The organism is Nocardiopsis suaedae (genome assembly GCF_027706745.1).
Taxonomy (GTDB): Bacteria; Actinomycetota; Actinomycetes; order Streptosporangiales; family Streptosporangiaceae; genus Nocardiopsis_A; species Nocardiopsis_A suaedae.
The window spans coordinates 22,576-48,681 of the sequence record NZ_JAQFWP010000054.1; the positions used below are offsets into that span (position 1 = coordinate 22,576).

Annotated in this window: 24 protein-coding genes; 15 read left to right on the forward strand and 9 right to left on the reverse strand. The window is 73.5% G+C overall.

Annotated elements, in window-relative coordinates; translation table 11 throughout:
* Positions 1 to 180: 180 nt before the first annotated feature.
* The 3 genes from O4U47_RS23100 (at position 181) to O4U47_RS23110 (ending at position 2,701) form a co-directional block, all read left to right on the forward strand.
* Positions 181 to 486 (forward strand): hypothetical protein, encoded by a 306-nt coding sequence (locus O4U47_RS23100; RefSeq protein ID WP_270680043.1) that lies wholly within the window; start codon positions 181 to 183, stop codon positions 484 to 486.
* A 173-nt stretch (positions 487 to 659) separates the two neighbouring features.
* Entirely contained in the window at positions 660 to 1,403 is a 744-nt protein-coding gene (locus O4U47_RS23105) for an ArsR/SmtB family transcription factor (protein ID WP_270680044.1), read from the forward strand.
* Complete coding sequence (locus O4U47_RS23110; RefSeq protein ID WP_270680045.1) at positions 1,400 to 2,701, forward strand: MFS transporter; 1,302 nt, start codon at positions 1,400 to 1,402, stop codon at positions 2,699 to 2,701. The genes O4U47_RS23105 and O4U47_RS23110 overlap by 4 nt, the downstream gene beginning before the upstream one ends.
* 23 nt (positions 2,702 to 2,724) lie before the next feature.
* Here O4U47_RS23110 and O4U47_RS23115 read toward each other — a convergent pair whose 3' ends face one another.
* The 3 genes from O4U47_RS23115 to O4U47_RS23125 all read right to left on the reverse strand — a co-directional run bounded on the left by O4U47_RS23115 (position 2,725) and on the right by O4U47_RS23125 (position 5,495).
* Positions 2,725 to 3,573: an alpha/beta fold hydrolase gene (locus O4U47_RS23115; protein ID WP_270680046.1), complete on the reverse strand. Its 849-nt coding sequence runs from the start codon at positions 3,571 to 3,573 to the stop codon at positions 2,725 to 2,727.
* 81 nt (positions 3,574 to 3,654) lie between these two features.
* Positions 3,655 to 4,299: a response regulator gene (locus O4U47_RS23120; RefSeq protein WP_270680047.1), complete on the reverse strand. Its 645-nt coding sequence runs from the start codon at positions 4,297 to 4,299 to the stop codon at positions 3,655 to 3,657.
* The gene (locus O4U47_RS23125) at positions 4,290 to 5,495 is read right to left on the reverse strand and encodes a sensor histidine kinase (RefSeq protein ID WP_270680048.1); all 1,206 of its coding nucleotides are present in this window, start codon (positions 5,493 to 5,495) and stop codon (positions 4,290 to 4,292) included. The genes O4U47_RS23120 and O4U47_RS23125 overlap by 10 nt, the downstream gene beginning before the upstream one ends.
* A gap of 312 nt (positions 5,496 to 5,807) precedes the next feature.
* On the opposite strand from O4U47_RS23125, the gene O4U47_RS23130 reads away from it, so the two are divergent.
* Together O4U47_RS23130 and O4U47_RS23135 are read left to right on the forward strand one after the other, a co-directional pair.
* Complete coding sequence (locus O4U47_RS23130) at positions 5,808 to 6,875, forward strand: glycoside hydrolase family 5 protein (RefSeq protein ID WP_408639015.1); 1,068 nt, start codon at positions 5,808 to 5,810, stop codon at positions 6,873 to 6,875.
* A gap of 51 nt (positions 6,876 to 6,926) precedes the next feature.
* On the forward strand, positions 6,927 to 9,776 hold the full coding sequence (locus O4U47_RS23135) for a DEAD/DEAH box helicase family protein (RefSeq protein WP_270680050.1): 2,850 nt from the start codon (positions 6,927 to 6,929) through the stop codon (positions 9,774 to 9,776).
* 19 nt (positions 9,777 to 9,795) lie between these two features.
* Here the strand turns inward: O4U47_RS23135 and O4U47_RS23140 are convergent, their stop codons facing one another.
* On the reverse strand, positions 9,796 to 10,134 hold the full coding sequence (locus O4U47_RS23140; protein ID WP_270680051.1) for a hypothetical protein: 339 nt from the start codon (positions 10,132 to 10,134) through the stop codon (positions 9,796 to 9,798).
* A gap of 268 nt (positions 10,135 to 10,402) precedes the next feature.
* Between O4U47_RS23140 and O4U47_RS23145 the strand changes: the two genes are divergently transcribed.
* Together O4U47_RS23145 and O4U47_RS23150 are read left to right on the forward strand one after the other, a co-directional pair.
* Positions 10,403 to 11,059 carry a DUF11 domain-containing protein gene (locus tag O4U47_RS23145; RefSeq protein WP_270680052.1) on the forward strand — a complete coding sequence of 219 codons (657 nt, stop codon included), beginning with the start codon at positions 10,403 to 10,405 and terminating at the stop codon, positions 11,057 to 11,059.
* A gap of 135 nt (positions 11,060 to 11,194) precedes the next feature.
* Positions 11,195 to 13,813, forward strand: coding sequence for an ATP-dependent Clp protease ATP-binding subunit (locus O4U47_RS23150; RefSeq protein WP_270680053.1), 2,619 nt, complete (start codon positions 11,195 to 11,197; stop codon positions 13,811 to 13,813).
* Positions 13,814 to 13,825: 12 nt separating this feature from the next.
* Here the strand turns inward: O4U47_RS23150 and O4U47_RS23155 are convergent, their stop codons facing one another.
* The 3 genes from O4U47_RS23155 to O4U47_RS23165 are packed head-to-tail and all read right to left on the reverse strand — an operon-like array spanning position 13,826 to position 15,995.
* Positions 13,826 to 14,689, reverse strand: coding sequence for a deoxyribonuclease IV (locus O4U47_RS23155; RefSeq protein WP_270680054.1), 864 nt, complete (start codon positions 14,687 to 14,689; stop codon positions 13,826 to 13,828).
* A gap of 14 nt (positions 14,690 to 14,703) precedes the next feature.
* Positions 14,704 to 15,483, reverse strand: coding sequence for a DUF817 domain-containing protein (locus O4U47_RS23160; RefSeq protein ID WP_270680066.1), 780 nt, complete (start codon positions 15,481 to 15,483; stop codon positions 14,704 to 14,706).
* Positions 15,480 to 15,995 carry an LURP-one-related/scramblase family protein gene (locus O4U47_RS23165; protein ID WP_270680055.1) on the reverse strand — a complete coding sequence of 172 codons (516 nt, stop codon included), beginning with the start codon at positions 15,993 to 15,995 and terminating at the stop codon, positions 15,480 to 15,482. The genes O4U47_RS23160 and O4U47_RS23165 overlap by 4 nt, the downstream gene beginning before the upstream one ends.
* Before the next feature lie 91 nt (positions 15,996 to 16,086).
* On the opposite strand from O4U47_RS23165, the gene O4U47_RS23170 reads away from it, so the two are divergent.
* The 7 genes from O4U47_RS23170 (at position 16,087) to O4U47_RS23200 (ending at position 24,000) form a co-directional block, all read left to right on the forward strand.
* Positions 16,087 to 16,926 carry a Nif3-like dinuclear metal center hexameric protein gene (locus O4U47_RS23170; RefSeq protein ID WP_270680067.1) on the forward strand — a complete coding sequence of 280 codons (840 nt, stop codon included), beginning with the start codon at positions 16,087 to 16,089 and terminating at the stop codon, positions 16,924 to 16,926.
* The gene (locus O4U47_RS23175) at positions 16,923 to 17,663 is read left to right on the forward strand and encodes a zinc ribbon domain-containing protein (RefSeq protein WP_270680056.1); all 741 of its coding nucleotides are present in this window, start codon (positions 16,923 to 16,925) and stop codon (positions 17,661 to 17,663) included. The genes O4U47_RS23170 and O4U47_RS23175 overlap by 4 nt, the downstream gene beginning before the upstream one ends.
* A complete protein-coding gene (locus O4U47_RS23180) occupies positions 17,663 to 18,793 on the forward strand; it encodes a bifunctional RNase H/acid phosphatase (protein ID WP_270680057.1) in 1,131 nt (376 codons plus the stop codon). Before O4U47_RS23175 ends, O4U47_RS23180 begins: the two co-directional genes overlap by 1 nt.
* A gap of 59 nt (positions 18,794 to 18,852) precedes the next feature.
* The gene (locus O4U47_RS23185) at positions 18,853 to 19,434 is read left to right on the forward strand and encodes an RBBP9/YdeN family alpha/beta hydrolase (RefSeq protein WP_270680058.1); all 582 of its coding nucleotides are present in this window, start codon (positions 18,853 to 18,855) and stop codon (positions 19,432 to 19,434) included.
* A 79-nt stretch (positions 19,435 to 19,513) separates the two neighbouring features.
* Positions 19,514 to 20,689, forward strand: a complete 1,176-nt coding sequence (locus tag O4U47_RS23190; protein WP_270680059.1) for a low temperature requirement protein A — start codon at positions 19,514 to 19,516, stop codon at positions 20,687 to 20,689.
* A 271-nt stretch (positions 20,690 to 20,960) separates the two neighbouring features.
* Positions 20,961 to 23,300 carry a SulP family inorganic anion transporter gene (locus O4U47_RS23195; protein WP_270680060.1) on the forward strand — a complete coding sequence of 780 codons (2,340 nt, stop codon included), beginning with the start codon at positions 20,961 to 20,963 and terminating at the stop codon, positions 23,298 to 23,300.
* Between the two features lie 121 nt (positions 23,301 to 23,421).
* A complete protein-coding gene (locus O4U47_RS23200) occupies positions 23,422 to 24,000 on the forward strand; it encodes a dihydrofolate reductase family protein (protein WP_270680061.1) in 579 nt (192 codons plus the stop codon).
* A gap of 45 nt (positions 24,001 to 24,045) precedes the next feature.
* Here the strand turns inward: O4U47_RS23200 and O4U47_RS23205 are convergent, their stop codons facing one another.
* Complete coding sequence (locus O4U47_RS23205; protein ID WP_270680062.1) at positions 24,046 to 24,180, reverse strand: hypothetical protein; 135 nt, start codon at positions 24,178 to 24,180, stop codon at positions 24,046 to 24,048.
* A gap of 446 nt (positions 24,181 to 24,626) precedes the next feature.
* On the opposite strand from O4U47_RS23205, the gene O4U47_RS23210 reads away from it, so the two are divergent.
* Positions 24,627 to 25,151, forward strand: coding sequence for a hypothetical protein (locus O4U47_RS23210; protein WP_270680063.1), 525 nt, complete (start codon positions 24,627 to 24,629; stop codon positions 25,149 to 25,151).
* Positions 25,152 to 25,336: 185 nt separating this feature from the next.
* Here the strand turns inward: O4U47_RS23210 and O4U47_RS23215 are convergent, their stop codons facing one another.
* Positions 25,337 to 25,816, reverse strand: coding sequence for a hypothetical protein (locus O4U47_RS23215; RefSeq protein ID WP_408639016.1), 480 nt, complete (start codon positions 25,814 to 25,816; stop codon positions 25,337 to 25,339).
* Positions 25,817 to 26,106: the final 290 nt, after the last annotated feature.

Consider the following 26,106-nt stretch of genomic DNA (forward strand, 5'->3'; position numbering starts at 1 on the left):
GGGGGCGTGGCCACCAGCTAACTGGAGCTGACGACAGATGGACACTATCCGCCGAAACCACCCACCCGCATCCCGGGTACGGCCCTATCTCCTCGTGCTCGAAGCCGACCGCGCGATCGCCGCCGTCCACCGCTCGCGGGACCTGCACCAGGTCCTGGCCGCCCTCCGGGGAGGCCTCCGATGACCGGCGACCGCGACCCCCTCCTCGAACTCCTCCGCACCTATTACGGCCACCGGTGGTCCATCCGCCGCACCGACAACCTCTGGATCGCCACCGCCCGCGACCGCGACGCCGACCACGCGCCCACCCTCGTCCAGCCCGACGTCAACCGCTTCCTCGCCGAACTCGACGACCCGCCCCGGCGTGCCGCCCGCCCCTACCGTTCGCTTCTCGACGCCGACCACCTCTCCCACCGCTCCCACAACCTCGCCGACGGCGTCCACCTCTTCACCGACCGCCGCCCCGACATCGGCGGCGAGGCATAGCGCGGCACACGACCGCAAAGGGCGCCCGCGGCCGGGTCCTCCGTTCTGTCGTCGTGGGTGCCCAAAAGCGGTTCATCTGCCTCTCCCAACCTCATCACCAGCGAAAACAGGACGCCTGGCCGGAAACTGTCAAGGAATCTCTGCAAAGGAACCTCTGCCATAGCGTCCCGCCCATGAATCCGCACGAACACGAAGACGTCCCTCCCGCGCCCCCACTCCGCCAGGTCGATGCGGAGACCCTGCGCGGGCTCGCCCATCCGCTCCGGATGAGGCTCATGGAAGAACTGGCCATCGGCGGCCCTTCCACCGCCACGCTGCTCGCCGCCCGGCTGGGGGAGAACAGCGGCTCCACCAGTTACCACCTGCGGGTGCTGTCCCGGCACGGCTTCGTCGAGGACGACCCCGACCGCGCTCCGGGCGGGCGCGAGCGGTGGTGGCGGCGGGTCCCCGGCGGCTACAGCCTGCGCGGGTTCGCCCACCGCCGCGACCCGGCGACACGGGAGGCCGCCGGGGTCGTCCTCGACGCGCTGGACCAAGGGCGCTCCGATCGGCGCGCACGCTGGTGGTCCTTCGCCGAGGAGAACCCCGCGGAGGTCGTCCCGTGGGTCGAGGCGACCGCCGACGCCGACTACGTCCTCCAGCTGACCCGCGCCGAGGCCGCCGAACTCACCGCCGAGCTCACAGCGGTCATGGAGCGGTGGCGGGGCCGTACGGAGGGAGAGGACCCGGGCCGCGTCCGCCCCGGCACCACGGTCGTGGAGACGCAGATCTTCGTCTTCCCCCACCTGGACGCACGCGGCACCGGCCCGGAGAAAACCAGGTGCACCGCGCCGCCGGAGCGCTCGACAGTGGAGCCTCCCAGCGGCTCCGACCGCCTTGACGGCGACGGCCGAGGAAAGCGGGGGCGGTGGTCGTGACCGAGCACGCAGAGGCCGACGCCGGCCGGGAGCGGCGTGGACTGGGCCCCGTGTTCCGACGGTTCTGGGGTGCGTACACGGCGGGGAACCTCGCGGACGGGATGATGCTCACCGCTCTTCCCCTGGTCGCCGCGCTCCTCACCTCCGATCCGCTGCTGGTCGGCGGCCTCACGGCGGTCCGGTTCCTTCCGTGGCTCCTCTTCGGGGTCCTCTCCGGGGCCGTCGTCGACCGGGTCGACCGCGTTCGCGCCATGCGCGCCGTCGCCCTCGTGCGGGCCTCGGCCATGGGGCTCCTCGCCGCGCTCCTGGCGACCGGGAACGCCACGATCTGGGCCCTCTACGCCGTCATGTTCACCGTCATGGTGTGCGAGACCGTCTACGACAGCGCAGCCCGCGCCCACGTCCCGGTGATCGTCGCGCGGGACCGGCTCGACGTGGCCAACAGCCGTATGGAGGGCGGCCGCGTCGTCACCGAGGACTTCGCGGGTGCCCCCGTCGCAGGGGTCCTCTTCGGTGCCGCCGCCGCACTCCCCGTGGCCACGGGCGGTCTGGCCTACCTCCTGAGCGCCGTCGTGCTCATCGCGGTCCCGGCGACCGCGCGCCGGGTCCCCACGGCCGAGGAGGCAGAAGGGCAGGCAGAGGTGCAGGGCGAGGGGCGGCCCCCTCGGCGTGCGGTGCTCCGCTCGGTCGCCGCCGACACCCGCGTCGGCTTCCGCTACCTGGCCCGAAACCGGGTGCAGGCGGGGCTGGTAGGGCTCACCCTCGGGCTCGGCCTCGGCTTCCAGACGGCGTCTTCGGTGCTGGTCCTGTTCGTCCAGCAGAAGCTGGGGGTGCCGCCGCACCTGTTCGGGGTGTTCGTGGCGGCGTCCGCGGTGGGGGCGCTGGCGGGTGCGGCCGTCGCGGCCCCGCTCGCGCGCCGCATCTCCAAGCGGGTGCTCATCACGGGCGGGTTCGTGCTCGGGGGTCTCTTCCTGGCCGCCATGGGGGCGATGGCGTCGCCGTGGGCGGCGGCGCTGCTCTGGGGGCTGTTGGGGGCGGCCAACCTGACGGCGAACGCGATGGGGTACGCCGTTCTGCATGCCATCACGCCCAACGGCCTCTTCGGGCGCGTGGAGGGCGTGCGCAAGGCCCTCGGATGGGGCCTGGCCCCCGTCGGCGCCCTGCTCGGCGGCGTCCTGGGCCGGATCGACCTGGCGATCCCGGTCGTCGTCGGAGGACTGATCATCACGGCCGTGACCGTGGTCTTCCACCGGGCGATCACCGGCTCGGTCCGCCTGGCCGAACAGCAGGCCGATTGAGGACGCCACGACGTGCCGGAGCGTCATCCCCGGCCCGCGGTCATCGCCGCCGCGACCTCACCGGTGGCCGTGCGGGGGATCGCCGTCGCGGCGTGGTCGAGCACGAGCAGCCGCGCCCGGGGGATCTCGCGCGCGAGCGCTTCGCCGTTGCCGACCGGGAAGAACCGGTTGCGGGCACCGTGCACCACCAGCGTCGGGACCGCGATTTCGGGCAGGCGCTCACGCCACCGCGGTGTGCAGTCGAGCTTGGCGAACACCGTGCCCAGGTGATTGGCCATCTGCACCGCGGGCTCCGTGCCCGGTGCGCGATCGAAGATGCGTTCGGCGACCGCCTGCGCGGCGGCGGGGTCGTCGCCGAGGATCTCCGCGCCCGAGGCGGCGAACTCCGCCACCGCGGCACGGTCGGACCAGTCGGGCATCGGACGCGAGAACAGCCGGTCCATCGTGGGCGCGTCATGGTCGGGCAGGTCGTCGTCGACGGGGCCCGGGGCGACGGGCCGCGTTCCGGCGAGGGTGAGGGCCGAGAACGCCTCCGGGTGGTCGAGCGCGGCGACCTGGGCGACCATCCCTCCGACGCCGATGCCCGCCAGGTGCGCCGGCCGGTCGTCGAGAGCGCGGGCGAGCGCCGCGGCGTCGGCGGCCAGATCGCGCAGCGTGTACGCCGGGGCCCCGGGGTCGCCGGTGGTCGAGGCGCCGGAATCGCGCAGGTCGAAGCGCACCACGTGGTGCCCGCTCCGTGCCAGGGCTTCGCACAGCGCGTCAGGCCAGGAGAGCATGGTCGGGCCGCCCGCGAGAAGGACCAGCGGTCCCGCCGTGTCGCCGAAGTGCTCGACGCCGAGCGTGGCGCCGTTGGCCTCGATAACCGGATCCATTGGAAAACCTCCAGGGGGCGTCGTGGGATCGGCTCCCAGGTGGAGACCTCCGGCGGCGCGGAAACTCATCTGTGCGGCGGGTCAGAGGTCGAGGTACCGCAGGATCGCCAGCACCCTGCGGCTGTACCCCGGCCTTCCCGACAGGTCGAGCTTGTCGAAGATCGCGTTGATGTGCTTCTCGATCGCGCTCAGCGACAGGTGCAGCTTCTCCGAGATCGCCGCGTTGGTGTGCCCCTGCGCCATGGTGTGCAGCACCTCGCGCTCCCGCTCGGTCAGCCGCCCCAGCGGCTCCGTGCGGCCGCGCCCGTCCATCAGGCGGCGCACCACCTCCGGGTCGAGGGCGGTCGCCCCGGCCGCCACCCGGTCCAGCACGTCGAGGAACTCCTCCACGTGCATCACCCGGTCCTTGAGGACGTACCCCACGCCTTCGGAGCGCTCGGCCAGCAGTTCGGCGGCGTAGCGCGTCTCCACGTACTGCGACAGCACGAGGATGCCCACCTCCGGCAGGCTCTTGCGCACCTCCAGGGCGGCCCGCAGCCCGTCGTCGGTGTGCGTGGGCGGCATCCGCACGTCGGCGATGACGACGTCGGGCCGCTCCCGCCGCACCGCCGCCAGCAGGTCGTCGGCGTGCGCGACCGCGGCCGCCACCTCGTGGCCCTCGTCGGCCAGCAGGCGCGCCAGCCCGTCCCGGAACAGCGCCGAGTCCTCCGCCAGGATCACCCGCACGGCAGCACCGCCCGAAGCTCCGTCGGCCCTCCGGCCGGGCTGTCCACGGCGAAGGTCCCGTCCAGCGCCGCCACTCGCCGGGCCAGCCCGGACAGCCCCGCCCCCTCCGGGGCGGCGCCCCCTGCGCCGTCGTCGCGCACGCGCGCGGTGACCATCCCGTCCTCCTCGCTGATCCGGACCGTCACGAGGCCTGCCCCCGCGTGTTTGGCCGCGTTGGTGATCGCCTCGGACACGACGAAGTAAAGCACGGTCTCCACCTCCAGGGCGGGCCGCACCGGCAGGGCGCAGTCGACCTCCACCGGCAGGCTGGACCGCTCCGCGATCAGGGCCAGCACCTTCTCCAGGCCCGCCGAGTCCAGGCCCGACGGGTACACCCGCCAGGCCACCTCCCGCAGCTCCTCCACGGCCAGCCCCGTCGACTCGCGCGCCTGGGCGACCAGCTCGGCCGCGCGCTGCGGGTCGTCGCTGCGCAGCGCCCGCCCGAGCAGCATCCCCAGGGCGACCAACCGCTGCTGCAGCCCGTCGTGCAGGTCGCGCTCGATACGGCGGCGCTCGGCGTCGACAGCGGTGATCACCCCGGCGCGGCTCTCCGCCAGCTCGCTGACACGGCGCTCCAGCCGCTCGCGCTCGCTGGGCGCCAGGTAGGCCGCGGAGATGCGCCGGTCCAGCGCCGTCACGCTCGCCATCGCCTGCAGGTTCAGCATGAGCAGCGCCGCACCGATGACCACCTGCCCGAGGAACTCCAGCAGCCCCATCCCGCTCTCCGACGCGCCGGACGCGACGTCGTGGCTCAGCGCGCGCACGACCGGTTCGGGCAGGTCGACCCGGCCGCGGAGCAGTGCCGCCAGCACGATGAGGGCCAGTACCGTGCCGATCGCCAGCAGGCCCACGGTCAGCGTGCCGAGCGCCCCTGGCAGCGCGCGGGAGGCCAGGTAGCCGAACGCGCGCGGGGCGGAGTCGGGTGCCGGGCCGCCGGGGGAGGTCAGGCCGAACGCGTCGAAGCGCCGCCGCTCCAGCTCCACCAGGCGCCCCGCGCAGCGCCGTACCCAGGCGGCGACCCCGCGCCGCGCCCGGGGGGAGGGCGAGGCGACCGCCAGGGCCGGAACGGCGGCGGCGAGGACCAGCAGGCCCGCCAGCGCGGTCGCGGCGCCGAGTGCGACGGCGACCGGCAGCCGCGTCCACTTCAGGCCCTCCAACGGTGTTCCTCCCAGTGGCGGTGTGCGATGGGTGATCGGGACGGTGCGACTCGGGGCCGCCTGGAAACGTTAGAGGGCGCGGCGGAGCCGCCGCCATGGGGCGCCCCTTCCGCCCGGGTGCGGGAAACCGCACCCGGGCGGCTGTGCGGTGCGGCGATGGGAACGCTGTGCATCCGAGTATTGCCGTGGGGTGACCGCTGCGTTATGTTGCCGACGCACGGACCGGTAGACCCGCGGGGCCGCGTTCCGTCCGATGAGGGGGGCGGACGGGGAACCGCAGGCCCAGCGGGCACCCCATCATCCCCGCTTACGATGGAGAGCCCATTGAGGTCCCCCTTCAGTCCCCCTACGCCCCACCGCCCTCTTCCCGCCGTCGCGGCCGCCGCCTCACTCGCCGCTCTCGCGGCCTGCGCCCCCGCCCCCGCCGCCGACGCGACGCCCGCGTCCGGCTCCGCCCCGGCCGCCGCCGGGCCCGTCGACGACTACGGCGCCCTGAGCGTCTGCGGCACCACCCTGTGCGGTGAGGACGGGCGGCCGGTCCAGCTCAAGGGCATGAGCAGCCACGGGCTGCAGTGGTTCGAGCACTGCATGACCGGCGGCTCGATCGACGCCCTCGCGCAGGACTGGGGCGCCGACGTCGTCCGCCTGTCCATGTACGTCCAGGAGGGCGGCTACGAGACCGACCCCGAAGGCTTCACCGAGCTGGTCAGCTCCCTGATCGACGAGGTCACCGCGCGCGGTGTGTACGTCGTCGTCGACTGGCACACGCTCAACCCCGGCGACCCCAACGCCAACACCCCGGCCGCCAAGGAGTTCTTCGCCGAGATCGGCTCCCGGCACGGCGGGAACGGCAACGTCCTCTACGAGATCGCCAACGAGCCCCACGGCGTGTCCTGGGCGTCCATCAAGTCCTACGCCGAAGAGGTCATCCCGGTCATCCGCGAGCACGACCCCGACTCGGTCGTGCTGGTCGGCACCCGCGGCTGGTCCTCGCTGGGCGTCTCGGAGGGCTCCGACGAGCAGGAGGTCGTCGACGACCCGGTCGACGCCGAGCAGATCATGTACACCTTCCACTTCTATGCGGCCTCCCACCACGACGCGTACCTGTCCGCGCTGGACCGGGCCTCCCAGCAGATCCCGATGTTCGTCACCGAGTTCGGCACCCAGGAGTACACCGGCGACGGCCCCAACGACTTCGAAAGCGCCCAGCGCTACATCGACCTGATGGAGGAGCGCGGCATCAGCTGGACCAACTGGAACTACTCCGACGACCACCGCTCGGGCGCGGTGTTCGAGGAGGGGACCTGCGACGCGGGCGGCCCCTGGAGCGGCGACAGCCTCAAGCCGGCCGGGCAGTGGATCAAGGAGCGCATCGCCTGACCCGCGAGCAGCGGCCGAGGGGCCGTCCGCCCGGCGACCTATGCTGGGCGGATGGCCCCACACCCGCCTTCGCCCGCCCTCGCCGGGACGCGCTGGCCCGGCGAGTTGCGGCCCTACCAGCGCTCGGTCCTCAAACAGGTGGACGAGCTGTGGGGCGAGGGGCGGCGGCGCACCTGGATCGTCCTGCCGCCCGGTGCGGGCAAGACCCTCGTCGGGCTGGAGGCCGCGCGGCGCCTGGGACGCCGCACCGTCGTCTTCGCGCCCAACACCGCCATCCAGGGCCAATGGGCCGCGCACTGGCACGCGTTCGAACGGCCCGACGGCTGCGAGGCCGGGACCGGCCGCGCCCTCCAGGACGACGTCTCCGTCCTCACCTACCAGTCCCTCGCGGTGTTCGACCCGGACGCCGAGACCGACGAGGAGGGCCGCGAAAAGGGCCGCGCGGCGTCCTCCCTCAAGGAGCGGCTGCACGCCAACGGCGCGGCGCTCGTCGACGCCCTGCACGCCGCCGGGCCCCTGACGGTGCTCCTCGACGAGTGCCACCACCTCCTGCAGGCCTGGGGGCGACTGCTCGACGAGGTCCTGGCCGAGCTCGACGACGCCTACGTGATCGGCCTGACCGGCACACCCGCCGCCAGCCTGACGGCCTCGGAGAGCGAACTGGTGGACCGGCTCTTCGGCCCGCCCGTCACCGGCGCCTCCATCCCCGCCCTGGTCCGCGACGGCTACCTGGCGCCGTTCGCCGAGCTGGCCTATGTGACGCGGTGTACACCCGTCGAGCGCGACTACCTGTCCGAACAGGGGGCGCGCTTCACCGAGATGTGCACCGACCTGCTCGAGCCCGGGTTCGCCGAGACCGATTTCCTCGCCTGGGTCCGCGCCCGCTTCCATGACCGGCAGACCGAGGGCGGCGCGCGGCTGCCGTGGTCGCGCCTCGCCGGGCAGGAGCCCGATCTGGCCGACGCGGTGCTCCGGCTGCACCACGGCGGGCTGTGCGACCTCCCCGACGGGGCGCGTCTGCTGGAACGCCACCGCCATCCCCCGCGCGCGGAGGACTGGACCGCGCTGATCGGCGACTACGCGCGCCACTGCCTCACCGGTTCGGACACCGACCGCGACCGGGCGGCCCGCGAGCGCCTGCGCTCCGCGCTCCCGGCGGTCGGCTACCACCTCACCAAGCGCGGAGTGCGCCGGGGCGCCTCGCCGGTCGACCGGGTCGTCGCCCGCAGCGCCTCCAAGTCCTATGCGGCCGTCGAGATCGTGGCGGCGGAGGGAGCGGCGACGGGGGAGCGGTTGCGCGCCCTGGTCCTGTGCGACCACGAACGCGCCACGGCGCGCGCCCCGGCCCGCCTGCGCGGCGTGCTCGACGACGACGCGGGGTCGGCGTGGCTCCAGCTCGAACTCCTCGCCGGAGACGAGCGCACGGCCGCCCTGCACCCGATGCTGGTCACCGGGCGGACCGTGGCGGCCGCCCCGGAGACGGCGGAGGCGTTCATCGCGTTCGCCGGGGAGCACCGCCCCGGCCTGGCCCTGCGCGCCGAACCGGCCGGGCGGCTCTGCCGTGTCGAGGGGCCGTGGAGTTCCCGGGTCTGGGTCGGCCTGGTCACCCGGTTCTTCGAGGAGGGGCGGTGCCGGGCGCTGGTCGGTACGCGCGCGCTGCTGGGGGAGGGGTGGGACGCCCGAGGGGTGAACACCGTCGTGGACGCGACGACCGCCACCACCCCCACGTCGGTCGTGCAGAGCAGGGGGCGCGCGCTGCGGCTCGACCCCACATGGCCGGAGAAGACCGCGCACACGTGGACGGTGGTGTGCGTGGCCGAGGGGCACCCCAGGGGCGCTGCGGACTGGGAGCGGTTCGTCCGCAAGCACGAGGGGTACCTGGGGGTGGACGCCGACGGCGAGGTGATGAGCGGCGTCGCGCACGTGGACCCGTCGTTCTCGCCGTTCGAGCCGCCCGCCGAGGAGGCCTTGGACGCGCTCAACGCGCGCATGCTCGCGCGCGCGGAGCGCCGTGGGGAGACGCGCGAGCGGTGGAACATCGGCCGCCCGTACCGTGACGACCTGCTGCCGACCCTGCGCGTGCGGCCGAACGCGGAACCTGCGGCCGATGCGTCGCCCTTCCCGGCCGCCGGGGCGGGGCACACCCTGTCACCGCCGCGGGCCCTGCCCGCGGAGCGCGGCACGGCCGACGCCGAGCGCCGAGCACTCTCGTTCCCCGCGGTCGGGCTGGGGGCGGTCGGAGGCCTCTTCCTCGTGCTGGCGGTCGTGGGGATACCGGGATGGCCCGTAGCGGCCGCGGTCGGTGCGGGCTTGGTGCTCGCCGCCGTCGCGGCGCAGAGGAGCGCGGCCCGGCGGCGCCTGCGCGCGGCCGTCGGACGGCTGCGGGAGGCGGCACGCCCCGTCGACTCGGCCCGGTACGCGTGCGCGGTGGCGGACGCCCTCAAGGCGCTGGGCCGTTCCGGCGCCGGAGCGCAGAACGTGCGCATCTCCGTCGACGCGGACGGGGTGTACCGCTACACGCTCACCGGGGCGGGCCCTGAGGCGGCGGAGGAGTTCACCGAGGCCTTGGACGAACTGTTGGCGCCGCTGGTGGGGAGCCCGCGCTACATCGTCCCCCGCTATGTGGTGGAGGTCCCGGCGGACGGCGAAGCCGCGGAGGCGGCCGCGAAGGCCCTCCTTCGCGGCGACCCGGCGGAGAACAGGGCGGTGTACCACGCGGTGCCCTCGGTCTTCGCCCGCAACAAGGAGGACGCGGGCGCGTTCCAGGGGGCGTGGAACACCTGGGTGTCGGCGGGGGCGCCGGTCTACGCCGCGAGCGGCCGCGGGCGGGAGGTCCTGGACGTCCACCACGGCACCGACCCGGCGGACGTGACCACGGCCCAGCGCATGGCGTGGGCGTGAGCGGGGCGCCCGTGGGCCCTCAGGGGCCGTTGTCCTCCAGCAGGTCCGGCGCGTAGAACTCGTCGACCGGGACCGGGCCGCGGTAGCCCTGGCACTTGCACTGGGCGTAGGTGCCGCCGTGCTGGCCGGTCCACCGGCCGGGGATGATCACCTGGGCCTGGCAGAGCCTGCTCTGCTTGTCGTGGAAGACCAGGTGGTGCCCGCAGCCGCAGATGGGTTGGGGGCTCCGGGCCTGCTGCGGCGGGGGGTGCTCGGGGAGCGTCCGCTGCGGGGCGCGGTCGCGGCGGGGGAGCATCCGCCCGACGAACACCCCGGCGAGGGCGACCGCGGCACCGACCACGAGTGTCACCGGGTCCACGTTGGCGCACCACCTTTCCGTCCCGGTGGGGGAGAGCCCGCACCGTCCCCTCATTGTCGCCCAGACGCGGGGCGCGGTGGCGCCGGGCCGACGGGGATTTTCCGGGTTCTGGGCCGGGCGGAACGGACAAGTCGGGAATCTCCTGATCTACGTCGTCAAGGCGCGGGTCGTCGGCATGGCGCGGCCCCGCCCGGCCGCCTCCGTGTTATCAACATCACCAACGGTGAGTAGTCATGTGAATGCGAAAAGTGATCAGGGGGCGTTTTCCGTGCAGCATCCGCGCATCGCGGCGGCCGGGGCCGTCCTGGCGGCCGCGCTGGTCCCCGCGGCTCCGGCCGCGGCGGAGAACGGGGGCGCGGCGCCCGGGGAGGCGGGCTTCGCCGTCGGGATCACCCCCGTCGAGCAGGGCCTCCGGCCGGGCGACGAGCTGGAGTACACGGTCGAGGTGGAGAACCACAGCGGCGAGGACCACCCCGACGCGGTCATCGTCCAACTGCTCCCGCCCGGCCTGGAGGAGCCGCACGCCTCCGACGAGGGTGAGATCGGGCCGATGCAGGCGTCCTGGAAGCGCGGCCTGCCCGCCGACGCCGAGACCTTCGTCGGCGTCACCGGGCACGTCGGCGAGCCCGACCCGGGGTTCGAGCGGCTGACCACCATCGCGTGCGTCCGCCCCCGCCCCGGCGCGGGCCTGGTGGACTGCGCATCGCACACCATGCCCATCGCCCCGTCCCCGCCGCTGGGCTGGATCGCCGGCGGAGGCCTGGCCGCGGCGGCCGTCGCCGCGGGCGTATGGGCGTGGCGGCGCAGGCGCCCCGCACCGCCGGTGCAGGAGCGGCCGCTGGAGGTGGAGATCGAGCAGGTGGAACCGGCCCAAGCGGACGCGGAGGGGGAGCGGGTCCGGCACGCCGTTGCCGACCGGGAGTGAGCCGCATGGGGGAACTTTTGGGCCTCGATTGTTGTCCGCTGCCAGGGCGTTCGCGACAGTGGGCAGCGGTGCCGACTTCCCCCCCTGGCCAGGCGCCACCGGCCTGAGTGAACCCGAGACACTGGGGAGGAAGCCGTGAGCGAATCGCCTTTCGGCTCCATGTTCGACGACGCGTTCCGCCGTTTCGACTACCTGAGCGGCCGGATGATGGGCGGCCCGGGGGCCGACGTGTGGCCGCCGCGGGCGGGCGGGGTCCAGCGCGTCGACATCGGCAGGCTGCTCAGCGAGCCCGCACGCGAGCTGGTAGGCGAGGCGCTGGAGCGGGCGGGCAGGCGCGGCGCACCCGATCTGGACGTGGTCGACCTCCTGGCGGCCGCCGCCGACACCGACCCCGCCAAGCAGATCCTCGCCGCCGCCGGGGCCGACACCTCGGCGCTGGCGGCGCGCATCGCCGACCTGACGGGGGACGGCAGGCCCGGGGAGGCGCCCGAGACCCTGTCCCCGGCCGCCAAGCGCACCCTGCAGGACGCGCTGCGCATCTCCCGCGCGCTGGAGTCCAGCTACGTCGGCGTCGAACACCTGCTGCTGGCGCTGGCCGCCAACCCGCAGTCGCAGGCCGCCCGCCTCCTTCAGGAGCAGGGCGTGGACGCCAACACGCTCCAGGAGGCCATGACCACCGGTGCGCGGGCCGCGCGCTCGGGGGCCGGGCTATCGGGGTCCGGGGCGCCGGGCGGCCAGGGGCGCGGCCCGTCGTCGACGCCGACGCTCGACGAGTACGGGCGCGATCTGACCGGTGAGGCCTCGGAGGGGTCCCTGGACCCGGTGGTGGGCCGCGAGGAGGAGATCGAGCAGGCGATCGAGGTCCTGTCGCGGCGGACCAAGAACAACCCGTGCCTGATCGGGGAGCCCGGCGTGGGCAAGACGGCGATCGTGGAGGGCATCGCCCAGCGGATCGTCAACGGAAGCGTCCCGGAGACCCTCAAGGGGCGCCGGGTGGTGGCGCTGGACCTGACGGGCATGGTCGCCGGGTCGAAGTACCGGGGCGAGTTCGAGGAGCGCATCAAGAAGGTCATCGACGAGATCCGTGAGCACTCCGATGAGGTCATCGTCTTCATCGACGAGGTGCACACGCTGATCGGCGCGGGCTCGTCCGAGGGCGGGATGGACGCGGCGAACATCCTCAAGCCCGCGCTTGCGCGGGGCGAGCTGCACGTGATCTCGGCGACGACGGTGGACGAGTACCGCAAGAACATCGAGAAGGACGCCGCCCTGGAGCGGCGGTTCCAGCCGGTGTTCGTGGCCGAGCCGAGCGTGGACGACACGATCGGCATCCTGTCGGGCCTGCGGGACACCTACGAGGCGCACCACCAGGTGCGCATCGGCGATGACGCGTTGGACGCGGCGGCGCGGCTGTCGGACCGCTACGTCTCCGACCGGTTCCTGCCGGACAAGGCGATCGACCTGATGGACCAGGCGGCGGCGCGGGTGCGGCTGCGGTCACTGACCCCGGCCGACGACGCCAAGGAGATGGAGGAGCGCCTGGAGGCGCTGCACCGGGACAAGGACCAGGCGGTGGCGGCCGAGGACTTCGACCGGGCCAAGGAGCTGCGCGAGGAGATCGAGCGGCTGCGCCCCGAGCTGGAGGCGGCGCGCGGCGGAAGGGACGAGGTCCCGCTGGTGACGGCGACGGACGTGGCCGAGGTGGTGTCGCGGCGGACGGGCATCCCGGTGTCGCAGCTCACCGAGGAGGAGCGGGACCGGCTGGTGCGCCTGGAAGAGCACATGCACGAGCGGGTGGTCGGCCAGGACGAGGCCGTGGTGGCGGTCGCCGAGGCGGTGCGGCGCGCGCGGGCCGGGTTGTCCGACCCCGACCGCCCCGAGGGGAGCTTCCTGTTCCTCGGCCCGACGGGCGTGGGCAAGACCGAGCTGGCGCGCGCGCTGGCGGAGGTGCTGTTCGGCGGTGAGGACCACATGGTCCGCATCGACATGAGCGAGTACGGCGAGAAGCACACGGTGAGCCGTCTGATCGGGGCGCCTCCCGGCTATGTGGGGTACGAGGAGGCGGGGCAGCTGACCGAGCCGGTGCGGCGGCGCCCGCACTCGGTGGTGCTGCTGGACGAGGTCGAGAAGGCGCACCCGGACGTCATCAACATCCTGCTGCAGCTGCTGGACGACGGGCGGCTGACCGACGGTCAGGGGCACACGGTCGACTTCAGCAACACGGTGGTCATCATGACCAGCAACGTCGGCGCGGAGATGATCCTGGACTGGTCGGGCGGTGAGGAGGAGCTGCGGGAGAAGGTCATGGACCTGCTGCTGCGGTCGATGCGCCCGGAGCTGGTCAACCGGATCGACGAGACGATCGTGTTCCACCGGCTGGACCAGGTGCAGCTGCGCCGCATCGTGGACCTGATGCTGGAGAAGACGCGGGAGCGGCTGCGGGGCCAGGGCATCGCGCTGGAAGTGAGCGACGCGGCCAAGGACCGTCTGGGGGAGCTGGGGTACAAGCCCGAGTTCGGTGCGCGGCCGCTGCGCCGCACGGTCCAGCGGGAGCTGGGCAACCGGCTGTCGCGGATGCTGCTGGACGGCGACGCGACCGAAGGGGACACGATGGTGGTGGACACCGGCGACGGGGGTGCCGGGCTGGCGGTCACGGTCCGCCGGGGCGGTTCGGCCGAGGCGCGGGTGAGCGAGCCGAGGACGGACGCCGAAGGCGCGGACCAGGGCGACGAGGCGGCCCTGGGCCACGCCTGAGGCCAGGCGCCCCTAGGAGCCCGTCACCTCGGTGCGGAGTTCCTTGAGCTTTTGGACGTCCTTGGCGTGCGGGGCGGCCGGGCCGGGGGTCTCCAGGGTCAACGGGACCCCGGCGGTGACCGGGTGGACGAACAGTTCGGCGAACGGGTCGGCCCCGATCTGCCCCACACCGATGTTCTCGTGGCGGTCCTTGTTGCTGCCGCACTCCGCCTTGGAGTCGTTGGCGTGGATGAGCTTCAGCCGGTCGGCGCCGACCACCTCGTCGAAGCGGTCGAGCATGGTGCGCATGCCCTCCCGGCTGGAGATGTCGTGGCCCGCGGCGAACACGTGGCAGGTGTCCAGGCACACCTGCGCGCGCGGGTGCCAGTCCAGTGCGTCGAGGTACCCGGCCAGGTCGTCCACGGTGGCGCAGAGCACCTGGCCCTGCCCCGCCATGGGTTCCAGCAGGACCGGCGGCACGCTGTCGCCGAGGCGCTTCAGCAGCGGCAGCAGGCGGTCGCGCATGCGTGCCAGGCCCTCGTCGCGGCCGCCGCGCACCGCCGAGCCGGTGTGCACGACCACGCCCCCGGCGCCGATGTCGGCGCCGCGCCGCAGCGCGTGCTCCAAGGCGGACAGCGACTTGTCGCCGACGGCGTCGTCGGGTGTGCCCAGGTTGATGAGGTAGGGCGCGTGGATGAAGTTCGGGATGTCCGTGCGCTCGCGCAGGGCGGCGTCCTCGGCGGGGTCGCCGTCGGTGACCGCCCAGCCGCGGGGGTTGCCGACGAAGACCTGGACCGTCTCGGCCCCGATCTCGGACGCGTAGGCCAGGCCCTTGGTGGCCAGGCCGCCGGACACGGGGACGTGCGCCCCGATCGGTGAATGCGTTTTCTTGGTCATGGCTGGTCACCAGCCTAAGGCGTGGCGGGGGCAGCGGGCGAGCGGCGCACCTTCCACGTGGCGACGAGGGTGAAGGCGACGGTGACCAGCAGCGCCCAGGCGCCGAACTTGGCGGGGTGGACCATGGCCCAGGCGTCGGCCTGGTGCGGGTACTGCCAGGCGCCCATGAGGGTGGAGGCGTTCTCGGCGACCCACAGGAAGAACCCGATGAGCACGAACGACAGGGCCAGCGGCATGCGGTGGCGGGTGGCGCCGACGGTGTAGTGCACCCACACTCCCCAGGTGGCGGCGACCATGGCGGCGGCCAGGGGCAGGCGGATGTCGGGCAGCCAGTGGTGGGTGAGGAAGTTGGTGTAGATGAGGGCGGCGACGGCGGCGGTGGCCAGCGGGCGGTAGCCGGTCAGGCGCAGGTCGAGCAGGCGCCAGGAGCGCACGACGTAGCTGCCGACGGCGGCGTACATGAAGCCGCTGTACAGCGGGACGCCGCCGATCTTGGTGAGGGCGGGCTCGGGGTAGGACCAAGACCCCATGTGCACCTTGAACAGCTCGAAGACCAGGCCGACGACGTGGAAGCCGAGGATGGCCAGCACCTCGCGGCCGGTCTCCAGGCGCAGTGCCCAGAAGGCGGTGGTCAGGGCGATGCCGTAGGCCAGGAGGGCGTCGTAGCGGGGGACGGCGCCGGGCAGCAGGGTGGACAGGGCGAGCCCGGCGAGCAGGCACCCGGCGAAGGCGCAGGAGGAGGCCTGGAGCAGGCCGAACCGGACGAGCCAGGCGAGGCGGGCGCGGGGGGTCAGTCCTCCTCCTCTTCTTCCCGCCGTTCCTCGCCGATCGCGTCGACGGCCACGGCGACGGCGGTCACCAGCGCGGGGTCGCCTCCGGCGTCGGTGCGGTAGGTGTTGACGTCCACGGCGTAGGTGTCGCGCAGGGAGAACCACTTGCGGGAGATGGAGGCGACGGGGCCGCCCTGGTCGCTGATGGCGTACTCCTTGTCCAGGAGGTCCCCGGCCACCTCCCATTCGGTGCCGTCCTCGAGTTCGACGGTCAGCCGGTCGCGGAAGGGGCTGATCAGGTTGCGGCGGACGGTGGCGACGGTCCCGCCGTCGCGTTCGATGCGCATGGTGTCGCGGATGGCGAGCTTCTTCTCCCGGATGGTCAGCAGGAGCCGGCCCTCGGGGTCCTTGAGCTCGAAGGTGGTGCGCAGCCGCAGGGCCTTGCCGTCGACCCAGAAGGCGCGCTCGCCGTTCTCGTCGGTCACCCAGAAGTCGTCGCCGATGTCGAAGATGCGTTCGCGGACGAGGAGTTTCATGCCCAGAGCCTAGAGGGCGGGCGGGTCCGGTCGCCTCGGGGCGGGGCGCGGAGGCGCTAATCTGCGGTCCGTGAGTACTCCGAGCACCCAGGTGGCCCTGCACGATGTGACGTCCGCGCTGGAGGAGCTGTACCCGCCCTCGTGGGCGGCCGCCTGGGACGCGGTGGGCCTGGTGGCCGGCGACCCCGCCCGCCCGGTGCGGCGGGTGCTGTTCGCCGTGGACCCGGTGGCCCAGGTCGTGGAGGAGGCGGCCGCGTGGGGTGCGGAGCTGGTGGTGACGCACCACCCGCTGCTGCTGCGCGGGGTGACCAGCGTGGCCGCCACCACCCCCAAGGGGCGGCTGGTGCACCGGCTGATCGAGTCGGGCATCGGGCTGTACACGGCGCACACCAACGCCGACACGGCGCGGCCCGGGGTGTCGGACGCGCTGGCGGCGGCGGTCGGCCTGGTCGGGAAGCTGCGCCCGCTGGACCCGGACCCCTCGGACCCGGAGGGGCGGCGCGGCATCGGGCGCATCGGCCGCCTGGAGCGGCCCATGGCGCTGCACGAGTTCGCCGAGCTGGCGGCGGCGGGGCTGCCGCACACGGCGGGCGGCGTGCGGGTGGCCGGGGACCCGGAGCGGACCGTGCGCGAGGTCGCGGTCTCCGGAGGGTCGGGCGACTCGCTGCTGGACGCGGCCCGTGCCGCCGGGGTCGACGCCTACCTCACCTCCGACCTTCGCCACCACCCGGCGTCGGAGTTCGCCGAGCACGGCGGGCCCGCGCTGCTCGACGTCGCGCACTGGGCCGGGGAGTGGCCCTGGCTGGCCGACGGCGCCGAGCGGCTGCGGGGCGTACTGAGCGCCCGGGGGGCTACCGTGGAGACCCGCGTATCCGCCACCGTCACCGACGCCTGGTCCCAGGCGTTCCGAGGGAGTCCTGAGCACACGTGAAAGCCGAACCCGAACACCAGATGCGCCTGCTGGACGTGCAGGAGATCGACAGCGCGCTGGCGCAGCTGGCGCACCGGGCCCGTACCCTGCCCGAGACCGAAGAGGTGAAGGCGCTCGACGGGCGCATCACCGGGCTGGGGGACCGGGTGCTGGCCGCCGAGACGGCCCTGTCGGACCTGGACCGGGAGCAGCGCAAGGCCGAATCGGACGTGGACCAGGTGCGCACCCGCTCCGACCGGGACCGCAAGCGCCTGGACGCCGGGCAGGTGTCCTCCCCGAAGGAGCTGGAGTCGCTGCAGTCGGAGATCGCCTCGCTCCAGCGCCGCCAGGAGGAGCTGGAGGAGGTCGTGCTGGGCGTGATGGAGCGCCGGGAGGCGGCCGAGGCGGAGCTTGCGCGGCTGCGCAAGGACCTGGAGGACGCCCGGGGCGAGCGCGAGGCGGCCGAGGACCGGCGGTCGGCGGCGATGATCGACATCGAGGGCGACCGGGCCTCCCAGGCCCAGCGGCGCGAGCGGGTGGCCGCGGAGGTGCCCGACGACCTGCTGGCGCTGTACACCAAGCTGCGCGACCAGTACGGGGTGGGCGCGGCGGCGCTGCGCTACGGCCGGTGCGAGGGGTGCAAGCTGGCGCTGAGCACGGCCGAGCTGGGGCAGATCCGCCAGGCCGAGCCCGATGAGGTGGTGCGGTGCGAGGAGTGCCGCCGGATCCTGGTGCGCACGACCGAGTCGGGGCTGTGATGGGCCGCGCCCTCATCGTCGAGGCCGACGGCGGGTCGCGCGGCAACCCGGGCCCGGCGGGGTTCGGCGCGCTGGTGCGCGACGCCGGGACGGGCGAGGTGCTGGCCGAGGCGGCCGAGGCGCTGGGCACGGCCACCAACAACGTGGCCGAGTACCGGGGCCTGATCGCGGGCCTGGAGGCGGCGGCGCGGATCGACGCGGGGGCGTCGGTGGTGGCGCGGATGGACTCCAAGCTCGTGGTGGAGCAGATGTCGGGGCGCTGGAAGGTCAAGCACCCGGCGATGCGGCCGCTGGCCGAGCGGGCGAAGGAGGCGGCGGCCGGCCTGGGGGCGGTGGTCTATGAGTGGGTGCCGCGGGCGGAGAACGCGGACGCCGACGCGCTGGCGAACGAGGCGATGGACGCGGCGGCCGAGGGCCGCCCGGTCCGCCTGGGCGGGGACGGCGCGGCGCCCCCCGCCGCGCGCGCGACTCCTGCGGGACCGCCTTCGGGGAGCGGCTGGTCGGCCGAGCCGGACACGGCGCCGACGCGGCTGGTGCTGCTGCGGCACGGGGAGACGCCCATGTCGGTGGAGCGGCGCTTCGCCGGGACGGGCGACATCGACCTGACCGAGGCCGGGCGCGAGCAGGCCCGTCGGGCCGCCCGGGGCCTGGCGGGGGAGGGCATCGAGGCCGTGGTGGCGTCGCCGCTGCGGCGGACCATGGACACCGCGCGCATCGTCGCCGGGGAGCTGGGGTTGGAGGTCGAGCCCGAGGAGGGGCTGCGCGAGACCGACTTCGGCGAGTGGGAGGGCATGACCTTCGGGGAGGTGCAGGAGCGCCGCCCCGAGGACCTGGCGCGGTGGCTGGCCGACCCGGAGGCGGCGCCGCCGGGAGGCGAGAGCCTGGCGGCGGCGGTGCGCCGCGCGGGGGAGGGCCGCGACAAGGTGGCGGCGCGCCACCGGGGCCGGAAGGTGCTGGTGGTGACGCATGTGACGCCGATCAAGGCGCTGGTGGCCCAGGCCCTGGGGGCGCCCGTGGAGGCGCTGTACCGGATGCACGTGGACGTGTCGAGCGTGACGAGGGTGGACGTGTTCAGCGACGGCCCGATGCTGCTGAGGTCGTTCAACGACACGCACCACTTGGAGGCGTAGGGGGCGGTGCGGCCGAATCGTTAGCGATTCCCGGGGAGATGTCCGGCATGCTGCCCTTCATGTGGAATCGAAGCTTCCTGATCCTCCACGGGGTGGAGAACCGGCGCCCCGCCGAGCACTGGCAGCACGACCTCGCGCTGCGCCTCCGGGAGCGGGGCGAGCAGGTCTTCTACCCCCAGCTCCCCGACCCGGACCGGCCCACCCTGCGCGGGTGGACCGGGGCCGTCGAGGCCGAGCTGGGGATGATGCGCGGCGAGCGCGTGGTCGTCTGCCACAGCCTGGCGTGCGTGGCGTGGCTGCACGTGGCCGCGGACCGCGCCGAACCCCCGGCCGACCGGGTGCTGCTGGTCGCCCCGCCCGGGCCCTCGGTGTTCGACTGGGACGCCGTCGCCGGGTTCACCCCGGCGGGTCTGGACCTGAAGGCGCTCAGGCCCGCCGCGGCGGCCCCCAGGCTGGTCTGCTCGGACGGCGACCCCTATTGCCCGGAGGGCGCCGCCGACGCCTACGGCGAGCCGATGGGGTGCGAGGTCGACCTGCTGCCGGGCGCGGGGCACATCGCCGTCCCGGACGGGTACGGCCCGTGGCCCTCGGTCCTGGAGTGGTGCCTGGATCCGTCGGTGCGCCTGGCGCCGAGGCCCTGACCGGGGTCCGGCGGCGCCGGAGCGGACGACACGCCCCGTGAGAGGTGCTTCGCGCCCCGGGGCGTTCCACCATGAGCCCATGGCCACTGAAACCACCCCGCCGCCGTGGCGCGGAATCGGGCGCCGCGCGGACCGCCGTTCCGAGGTCGGGCCGGTCGAGCTCTACTTCGACCTGGTCTACGTCTTCGCCATCATCCAGATATCGCACCTGTTCATCGAGCACCTCACCTGGAGGGGGTTCGCCGAGACCGCCGTCGTCTTCGCCGCCATCTGGTGGGGATGGAACTACACCGCCTGGGCGATGAACTGGCTGAACCCGAACAACACCCGGGTGCAGCTGCTCAACGCCGTGCTCATGCTCGCCTCCCTGGGGATGGCCGTGGCCATCCCCTACGCCTTCGCCGACTCGGGGCTGCTGTTCGCCGGGTGCTTCGTCTTCATGGGCATCGTCCGCCCGCTGTTCATGATCGTCGGCTTCAGGGGCGAGCGGCTGGCCGCGAACTACCGGGCCCTGGTGGCCTGGTCCGCTCTGGCCGGTGTGGTGTGGATCGTGGGCGCGGTGCTGCCGCCCGAGGAGCGGCTGTGGGTGTGGCTGCTGGCGGTGGCCATCGACTACGCGGCGCCCTTGGTGAACTTCACGATCCCCGGGCTCGTGAGCGCCCCGATGGACCGCTGGCAGACCGACCCCGAGCACCTGGCCGAGCGCAACCGGCTGGTCTTCATCATCGCGCTGGGCGAGTCCATCCTGCTGATGGGCGGGGCCCTGTCCGACGAGGGCGTCGCCGACGCGGGCGTCCTGCTGAGCCTGCTGACCGGGTTCATCGGGCTGACCGTGCTGTGGTGGAACTACTTCGCTCTGGCCGGGCACGACGTCGCGGGCGGCCAGGGAGGGACGGGGGCGCTGCGCTTCGCGTTCGCCTACGCGCACGCGCTGATGGTGTTCGGGGCGATCCTCGTCGCCGTCTCGATCGAACTGCGGATCTCCCACCACGGGCTCGACCCCGCGACGGTGCTGGTGGTGGTCGGGGGGCCGCTGGTCTACCTGGCGGGCAACCTGCTGTTCCTGCGGTCCCGCTTCAGCCGGGTGGCCCGCTCCCGGCTCGTGGCCGTGGCCGTGCTCCTCGTGATCGGAGCGGCCGGGCTCGCCTGGTACGACCGGATACCGGTGATGGCCTTGACGGTGCCCGTGCTGCTGGTGATGGCGACGCTGGCGTTCCTCACCGCGCGCTCCCGCACGGCTCAGGCCGCCGACTGACCCCACCGACCGGTGAAACGGGGGCGAAGGCGGGCGTTTGCGGACGAAACCGCAGGCCCCGCCTCCTCCGACGTGAAAAATGGTTATCAAGATCACGTCCGCGGCCACACTTTCCCATCCGCGGTTGATTACATTTAGTGATTGACAGCGTCCGGTGCGTGGCCGTGCGGCGTGCCGCCCTCGTGCGGCGCCGCGCACCCCCGCGTCCTCGTCCACCGGTGGGCCGCTGTCCCCAGAGCGCCAGTTCGTCACACCCGATCGAGGGGGACACATGCGTCACGACGCCCCGGGAGCACACGCCGGCCATCCAGGACGTCCGGGCCCCGCCGCCCGGCTCCGCTCGCTGCCCTTACTCTCCAACCCCGTCGGCGACGTCAGCGCCTCGCTCGTGGTCTTCCTCGTCGCCGTCCCGCTCTCGCTCGGCATCGCCGCCGCCTCCGGGGCGCCGCTGATGGCCGGGATCATCGCCGCCGCGGTCGGCGGCGTCGTCGCCGGGCTCGTCGGCGGCTCCCGCATCCAGGTCACCGGCCCCTCGGCCGCCCAGACCGTCATCATCGCCGACCTGGTGGTGCGCTACGGCTGGGAGGTGATGTGCCTGATCACCCTGCTGGCCGGGGTGCTCCAGGCGCTGCTGGGCGCCGTGCGCATCGCCCGCGCCGCCCTGGCGGTCTCGCCCGCCGTCATCCACGGCATGCTCGCCGGGGTCGGCGTCACCATCGCCCTGGCCCAGGTCCACGTGGTCCTGGGCGGCGACCCGCCCAGCTCGGCCGTGGCCGCCATCCGGGAGCTGCCCGCAGCCCTGGCCGGGGCCCACCTGCCCGCCGTCGCCGTGGGCGCGCTCACCACCGCCCTGCTCCTGCTGTGGCCGCGCCTGCCCGGGCCGCGCGCCCTGCGCGCCGTTCCCGCCGCGCTGGTGGCGGTGGCCGCGGCCACCGCGGCGGCGGTGGCCGCCGGGCTGGACGTGGAACGGGTGTCGCTGCTGGCCTCCATGGGCGAGGGGTGGACCGGCCCGGTCCTGCCCGACCGCGCCGACGTGCACGGGGTCGCCATCGGGGTGGTCACTGTGTCCCTGGTGGCCAGCGTCGAGTCCCTGCTGTCCGGGCTGGCCGCCGACCGCCTGCACGACGGCCCCCGCATCCGGCTCGACCGCGAACTGGTCGGCCAGGGCGCCGCGAACGCGGCCAGCGGGGCCCTGGGCGGCCTGCCCGTCTCCGGGGCGATCGTGCGCAGCACCGCCAACGCCCGCGCCGGGGCCCGCACCCCCATGGCGGCCGCCCTGCACGGCGTGTGGGTGGTGGTGTTCGTGCTGCTGTTCGCCCCGGCGGTGGAGCTCATCCCGATGGCGGCGCTGGCCGCCCTGCTGGTGATGATCGGCGCGCAGATGGTGCGCCCCCGGCACGTGGCCGACCTGCGCCGCCACCACGAGGCCAGCGTCTACCTGGTGACCCTGGCCTCGGTGGTGCTGCTGGGCCTGCTGGAGGGCGTCCTGATCGGCTTCGCCCTGGCGCTGGCGGTGTCGCTGCGGCGGCTGACCCGCCTGACCGTGCTCACCGAGGAGCGCGACGGCCGCTGGCACGTGGTGGTGCAGGGGTCGCTGACCTTCCTCGGGGTGCCGCGGGTGGCCCGCATGCTGCGCACCCTCCCCACCGGCTGCCACGTCGACCTGGACCTGCACGTGGACTTCATGGACCACGCGGCCTTCGAGTCCATCCACGCCTGGCGCGTGGACCACGAGCGCACCGGCGGCAGCGTCGACATCGACGAGGTGCACGAGAACTGGTACGAGCGCAGCAGCATGCAGGCCCCGCCGGTGGGCAAGACCGCGCCGGGCGGGCTGGCGCGCTGGTGGGCCCCCTGGCGGATGCGCGGCGGCTACGACAGCTCCGCCCCGCCGACCGGGCTGCTGGTGGCCGGGGCCCAGGAGTACCACTCCAGCACCGCCGGGCGGATGCGCGCGATGATGGGCCGCCTGGCGCACCGGCAGCGCCCCACGGCGCTGTTCATCACCTGCGCCGACTCGCGCGTGGTGCCCAACCTGATCACCGCCAGCGGCCCCGGCGACCTGTTCACCGTGCGCAACATCGGCAACCTCGTCCCGCCGCACGACCGGGGGGACGACGCGTCGGTGGGCGCGGCCGTGGAGTACGCGGTGGAGGTGCTGGAGGTGCCGTCGGTCGTGGTGTGCGGGCACTCGCACTGCGGTGCGATGAAGGCGCTGCTGGACGGTGTGCACGAGGCCCCGGAGGCGGTGCGCGCCGACCGGCTCCGGCGGTGGCTCGGCCACGGGCGCGCGGCGCTGGAGCGCACGCCCCGCGAGGCGCTGGAGGCGGCGCCGGGGGCCGAGGCGCTGCGGGCGCTGGCGCAGGCCAACGTCGAGCAGCAGCTGGAGCACCTGCTCACCTACCCCGCGGTGCGGCGCCGCAGCGAGCAGGGGCTGCTGGAGCTGACCGGGATGTTCTACGACCTGGACACCGCCCAGGTGCGGGTGCTGGACCCGTTGCAGGGCGCGTTCGTGCCGGTCGCGGACGGGGGCGTGGGGAGCAGGATCCCCGGCCCGCGCGGCCCCCTCGGCCCTGTCGGCGGGCCGCCGCCGGAGCGGGAGCACGCCTAGGACCGGTCCCCTGGCCCCGGCGCCGATGAGTTTCGGTGCCGGGGCCGGTCAAGGAGGGAGAGGCCATCGACCGATACGGCCGGACACGGGGGCCGGGAGCCCCCAGGCAGAAGGAGGAACCATGGCGACCCTGATGGTGGACTTCATCATCTCCCTCGACGGCTACGGCGCCGCGGAGGGGTGGCCCGGCTTCTGGGGGATGGAGGGGCCCGAGTACCTCGCCCTGATCGAGGAGGAGGCCGGACAGGAGCACGTCGCCCTCATGGGGGCGACGACCTACCGGCTGATGTCGGGATTCGCCGCCGAGGCGCCCGACGACCCCGGGTTCGCCCAGCTGACCGCGCTGCCCAAGGCGGTGTTCTCCTCCACCCTGAAGGCGCCGCTGGAGTGGAAGAACTCCGAACTGGTCGCGGGGGACGCGGTCGAGGCCGTGCGGGAGATGAAGCGGACCGAGACGCGGCCGCTGCGCACCATCGGCAGCCTCAGCCTGTGCCGGTCGCTGCTGCGCGCCGGGGTGGTGGACCGCTTCCGCGTGGTCATCTTCCCGGTCATCACCGGCGCCACCGGCAGGGACCGCATCTTCGACGCCTACCCCGACATCACCCTCGACCTGGTGGAGAGCCGCACCTTCGACGGTCGGCTCCAGCTGCTCGACTACGTGCCCACGGTGCTCGACGCGCCGCCGGGCTCCGGTGCCTGACCCCGGCCGGTGCCCGCGGCCCGGCCGGTGCCTCACCGGCCGGGCTCACTCCTCCTCGGGCCGGTCGTCCCGGCCGTCCTGCTGCACTTCTGAGGCCTGGTAGCGGGCGAACCCGATGATCACGATGATCGCCAGGATCGGCAGCCCGAACAGCACCCCCCAGACCACGTTCATGTCCATGTGCGCTCTACCCGATCTCTCCCGGAGCGGTCCCGATTCCGCGCGGCCCGCGCCGCCGTCGCCGGAGCGGGCCCACCGCACCAATCTACCGGTCCGGAGCCCGAGAAGCCCGTCCCGACAAGGGATTCCGGTGTCCGCCGCATGTCAGGGGAGGAACGGCGGACGGCCCACTCCCGTGCTGAAAGATCCCATAGGTCCCGGACGGGTGTCTCGTGGAAGAGTGGGCGCGCCCCCCCCCGGAAAGGATCGCCTCCGTGTCCAACCCCCAGCCCCCCTCCCCCTGGAATGCCCGGCGGTTTCGGGCCGCGGCACGCGTCGCCCCCGTGGTCCTGGTCGCAGCCGTCGCCGGCTGCACCGGCGGCGGGCAGGCCGCCGGTGCCGACCCGGCGTCTCCGTCACCGTCCCCGTCGCCTTCCTCCACTCTCCTCACGCCCAGCCCGAAGGAGATGGAGGACCTGAACGTCTACTGCGGCCCCGGCCCCAACGAGGAGCTGACGGTGACAAGTGAGGAGAAGTCCGTCGCCGGGTACCCGGCCGCGCCCGAGTACGCGGGCGGGGGGCCGCACCCCGCCGCGGTCTTCGCCGATGTCCCGTCCAACAACGCCCACCTTGCCGACTTCAAGCTCAAGGACAGCCCGAGCTACACCAAGTGGCTTCCCGAAACCCCTGAGGAGGTCGAGCTGGTGGTGTGCCTGCGCCCCGGCCCCCAGGAGGACGAGCGCCTCGACACCTGCGCGTACACCGGCGGACAGGAGTACCCGCTGTACGCGCGGACCTACGAGTACACGGCGTACGCCCTGCACACCGGTGACGAGGTCGCCACGGGCGACGTCCCGGCCGGGGCGGAGGACTGTCCGATCGCCGTCATCGGCGACTCACCGATCGACGAGATCGAAGAGGTCTATACGGGCATTCACCACACCACGTTCATCGACGAGGTCGAGAAACTCGTGGAGGGCGAGGCCGGGTAGCGGATCGGAGGGGAGCGGAAACGGGCGTCTTCCGTGAAGGCCAATCAGATTCGTCGCACTTCACCGGAAAAGGAAGACGCAGGCTCGCGGCGTCTACCCGCGTCATGCCCACCAGCGCGGGCGCGGGTCACAACCACACGGTCCCCGTACGCCGAAGGTCGCACCGGACCGGGTCAGCCATCTCATCACCCGGAGAACTCCAGCTCCACATCAGGCAACTTTCCCTCCTCTAAGGAGAAGGTGTCCTGAGCCGTCAACTCCCCGGCCGCTTCCTCCCCCTCCAGGAGTGGAAGCACGTCCGTGGACACTGCGATCTCGTAGAAGTCCGACACAGGAACGTCTTCGATCCGGAAGTCCATCCGGCACTCATACGGATCCGACTCGCGCACCGTTCCGATCTGCGCCTGCTCCCCACCCACCTGAGCATCGCCCTCGATGCTGGACTCCACATCCCCCTCGGCCACGATCACCCCCTCGGCATCGCGCAGCACATACGACGTTCCCACCCACGCGCAGTACACCCCGTCGTGGTTAGCCGCCGCCCGCCCCGTGCTCGTGGTCAGATGCACGGGGATCCCCACCGTCTCTTCCCCTTGTTCCGACGGCGACGTCTCCTCGGCCGGCACCCCCAGCCCCGCGCCACCGCACGCCGACACCACCAACACCAACGGAACAACCGCTAACACCGCACGCATCCCGGAAACCCTCCGACGGGGGACAACGATCCGACCAGCATGCCCCCACACACCCCGCCACGACAGGAGGTGGCCGGATTGCGCCTCACGGATGCCCTGTCACGTCGGAACAGCGGGCGCGCATTCAAGACCTCCACGCCACCGGCATGAGCCTCGACCGCGACGGTACCCGCTCCGCCCTTTCTGGGATTCGTGGCAACGACCTCGCCTAGGGCGTGTTTCTTGGATCTTGAGTCTCGGGTCTGTGGCTCACAACCCCG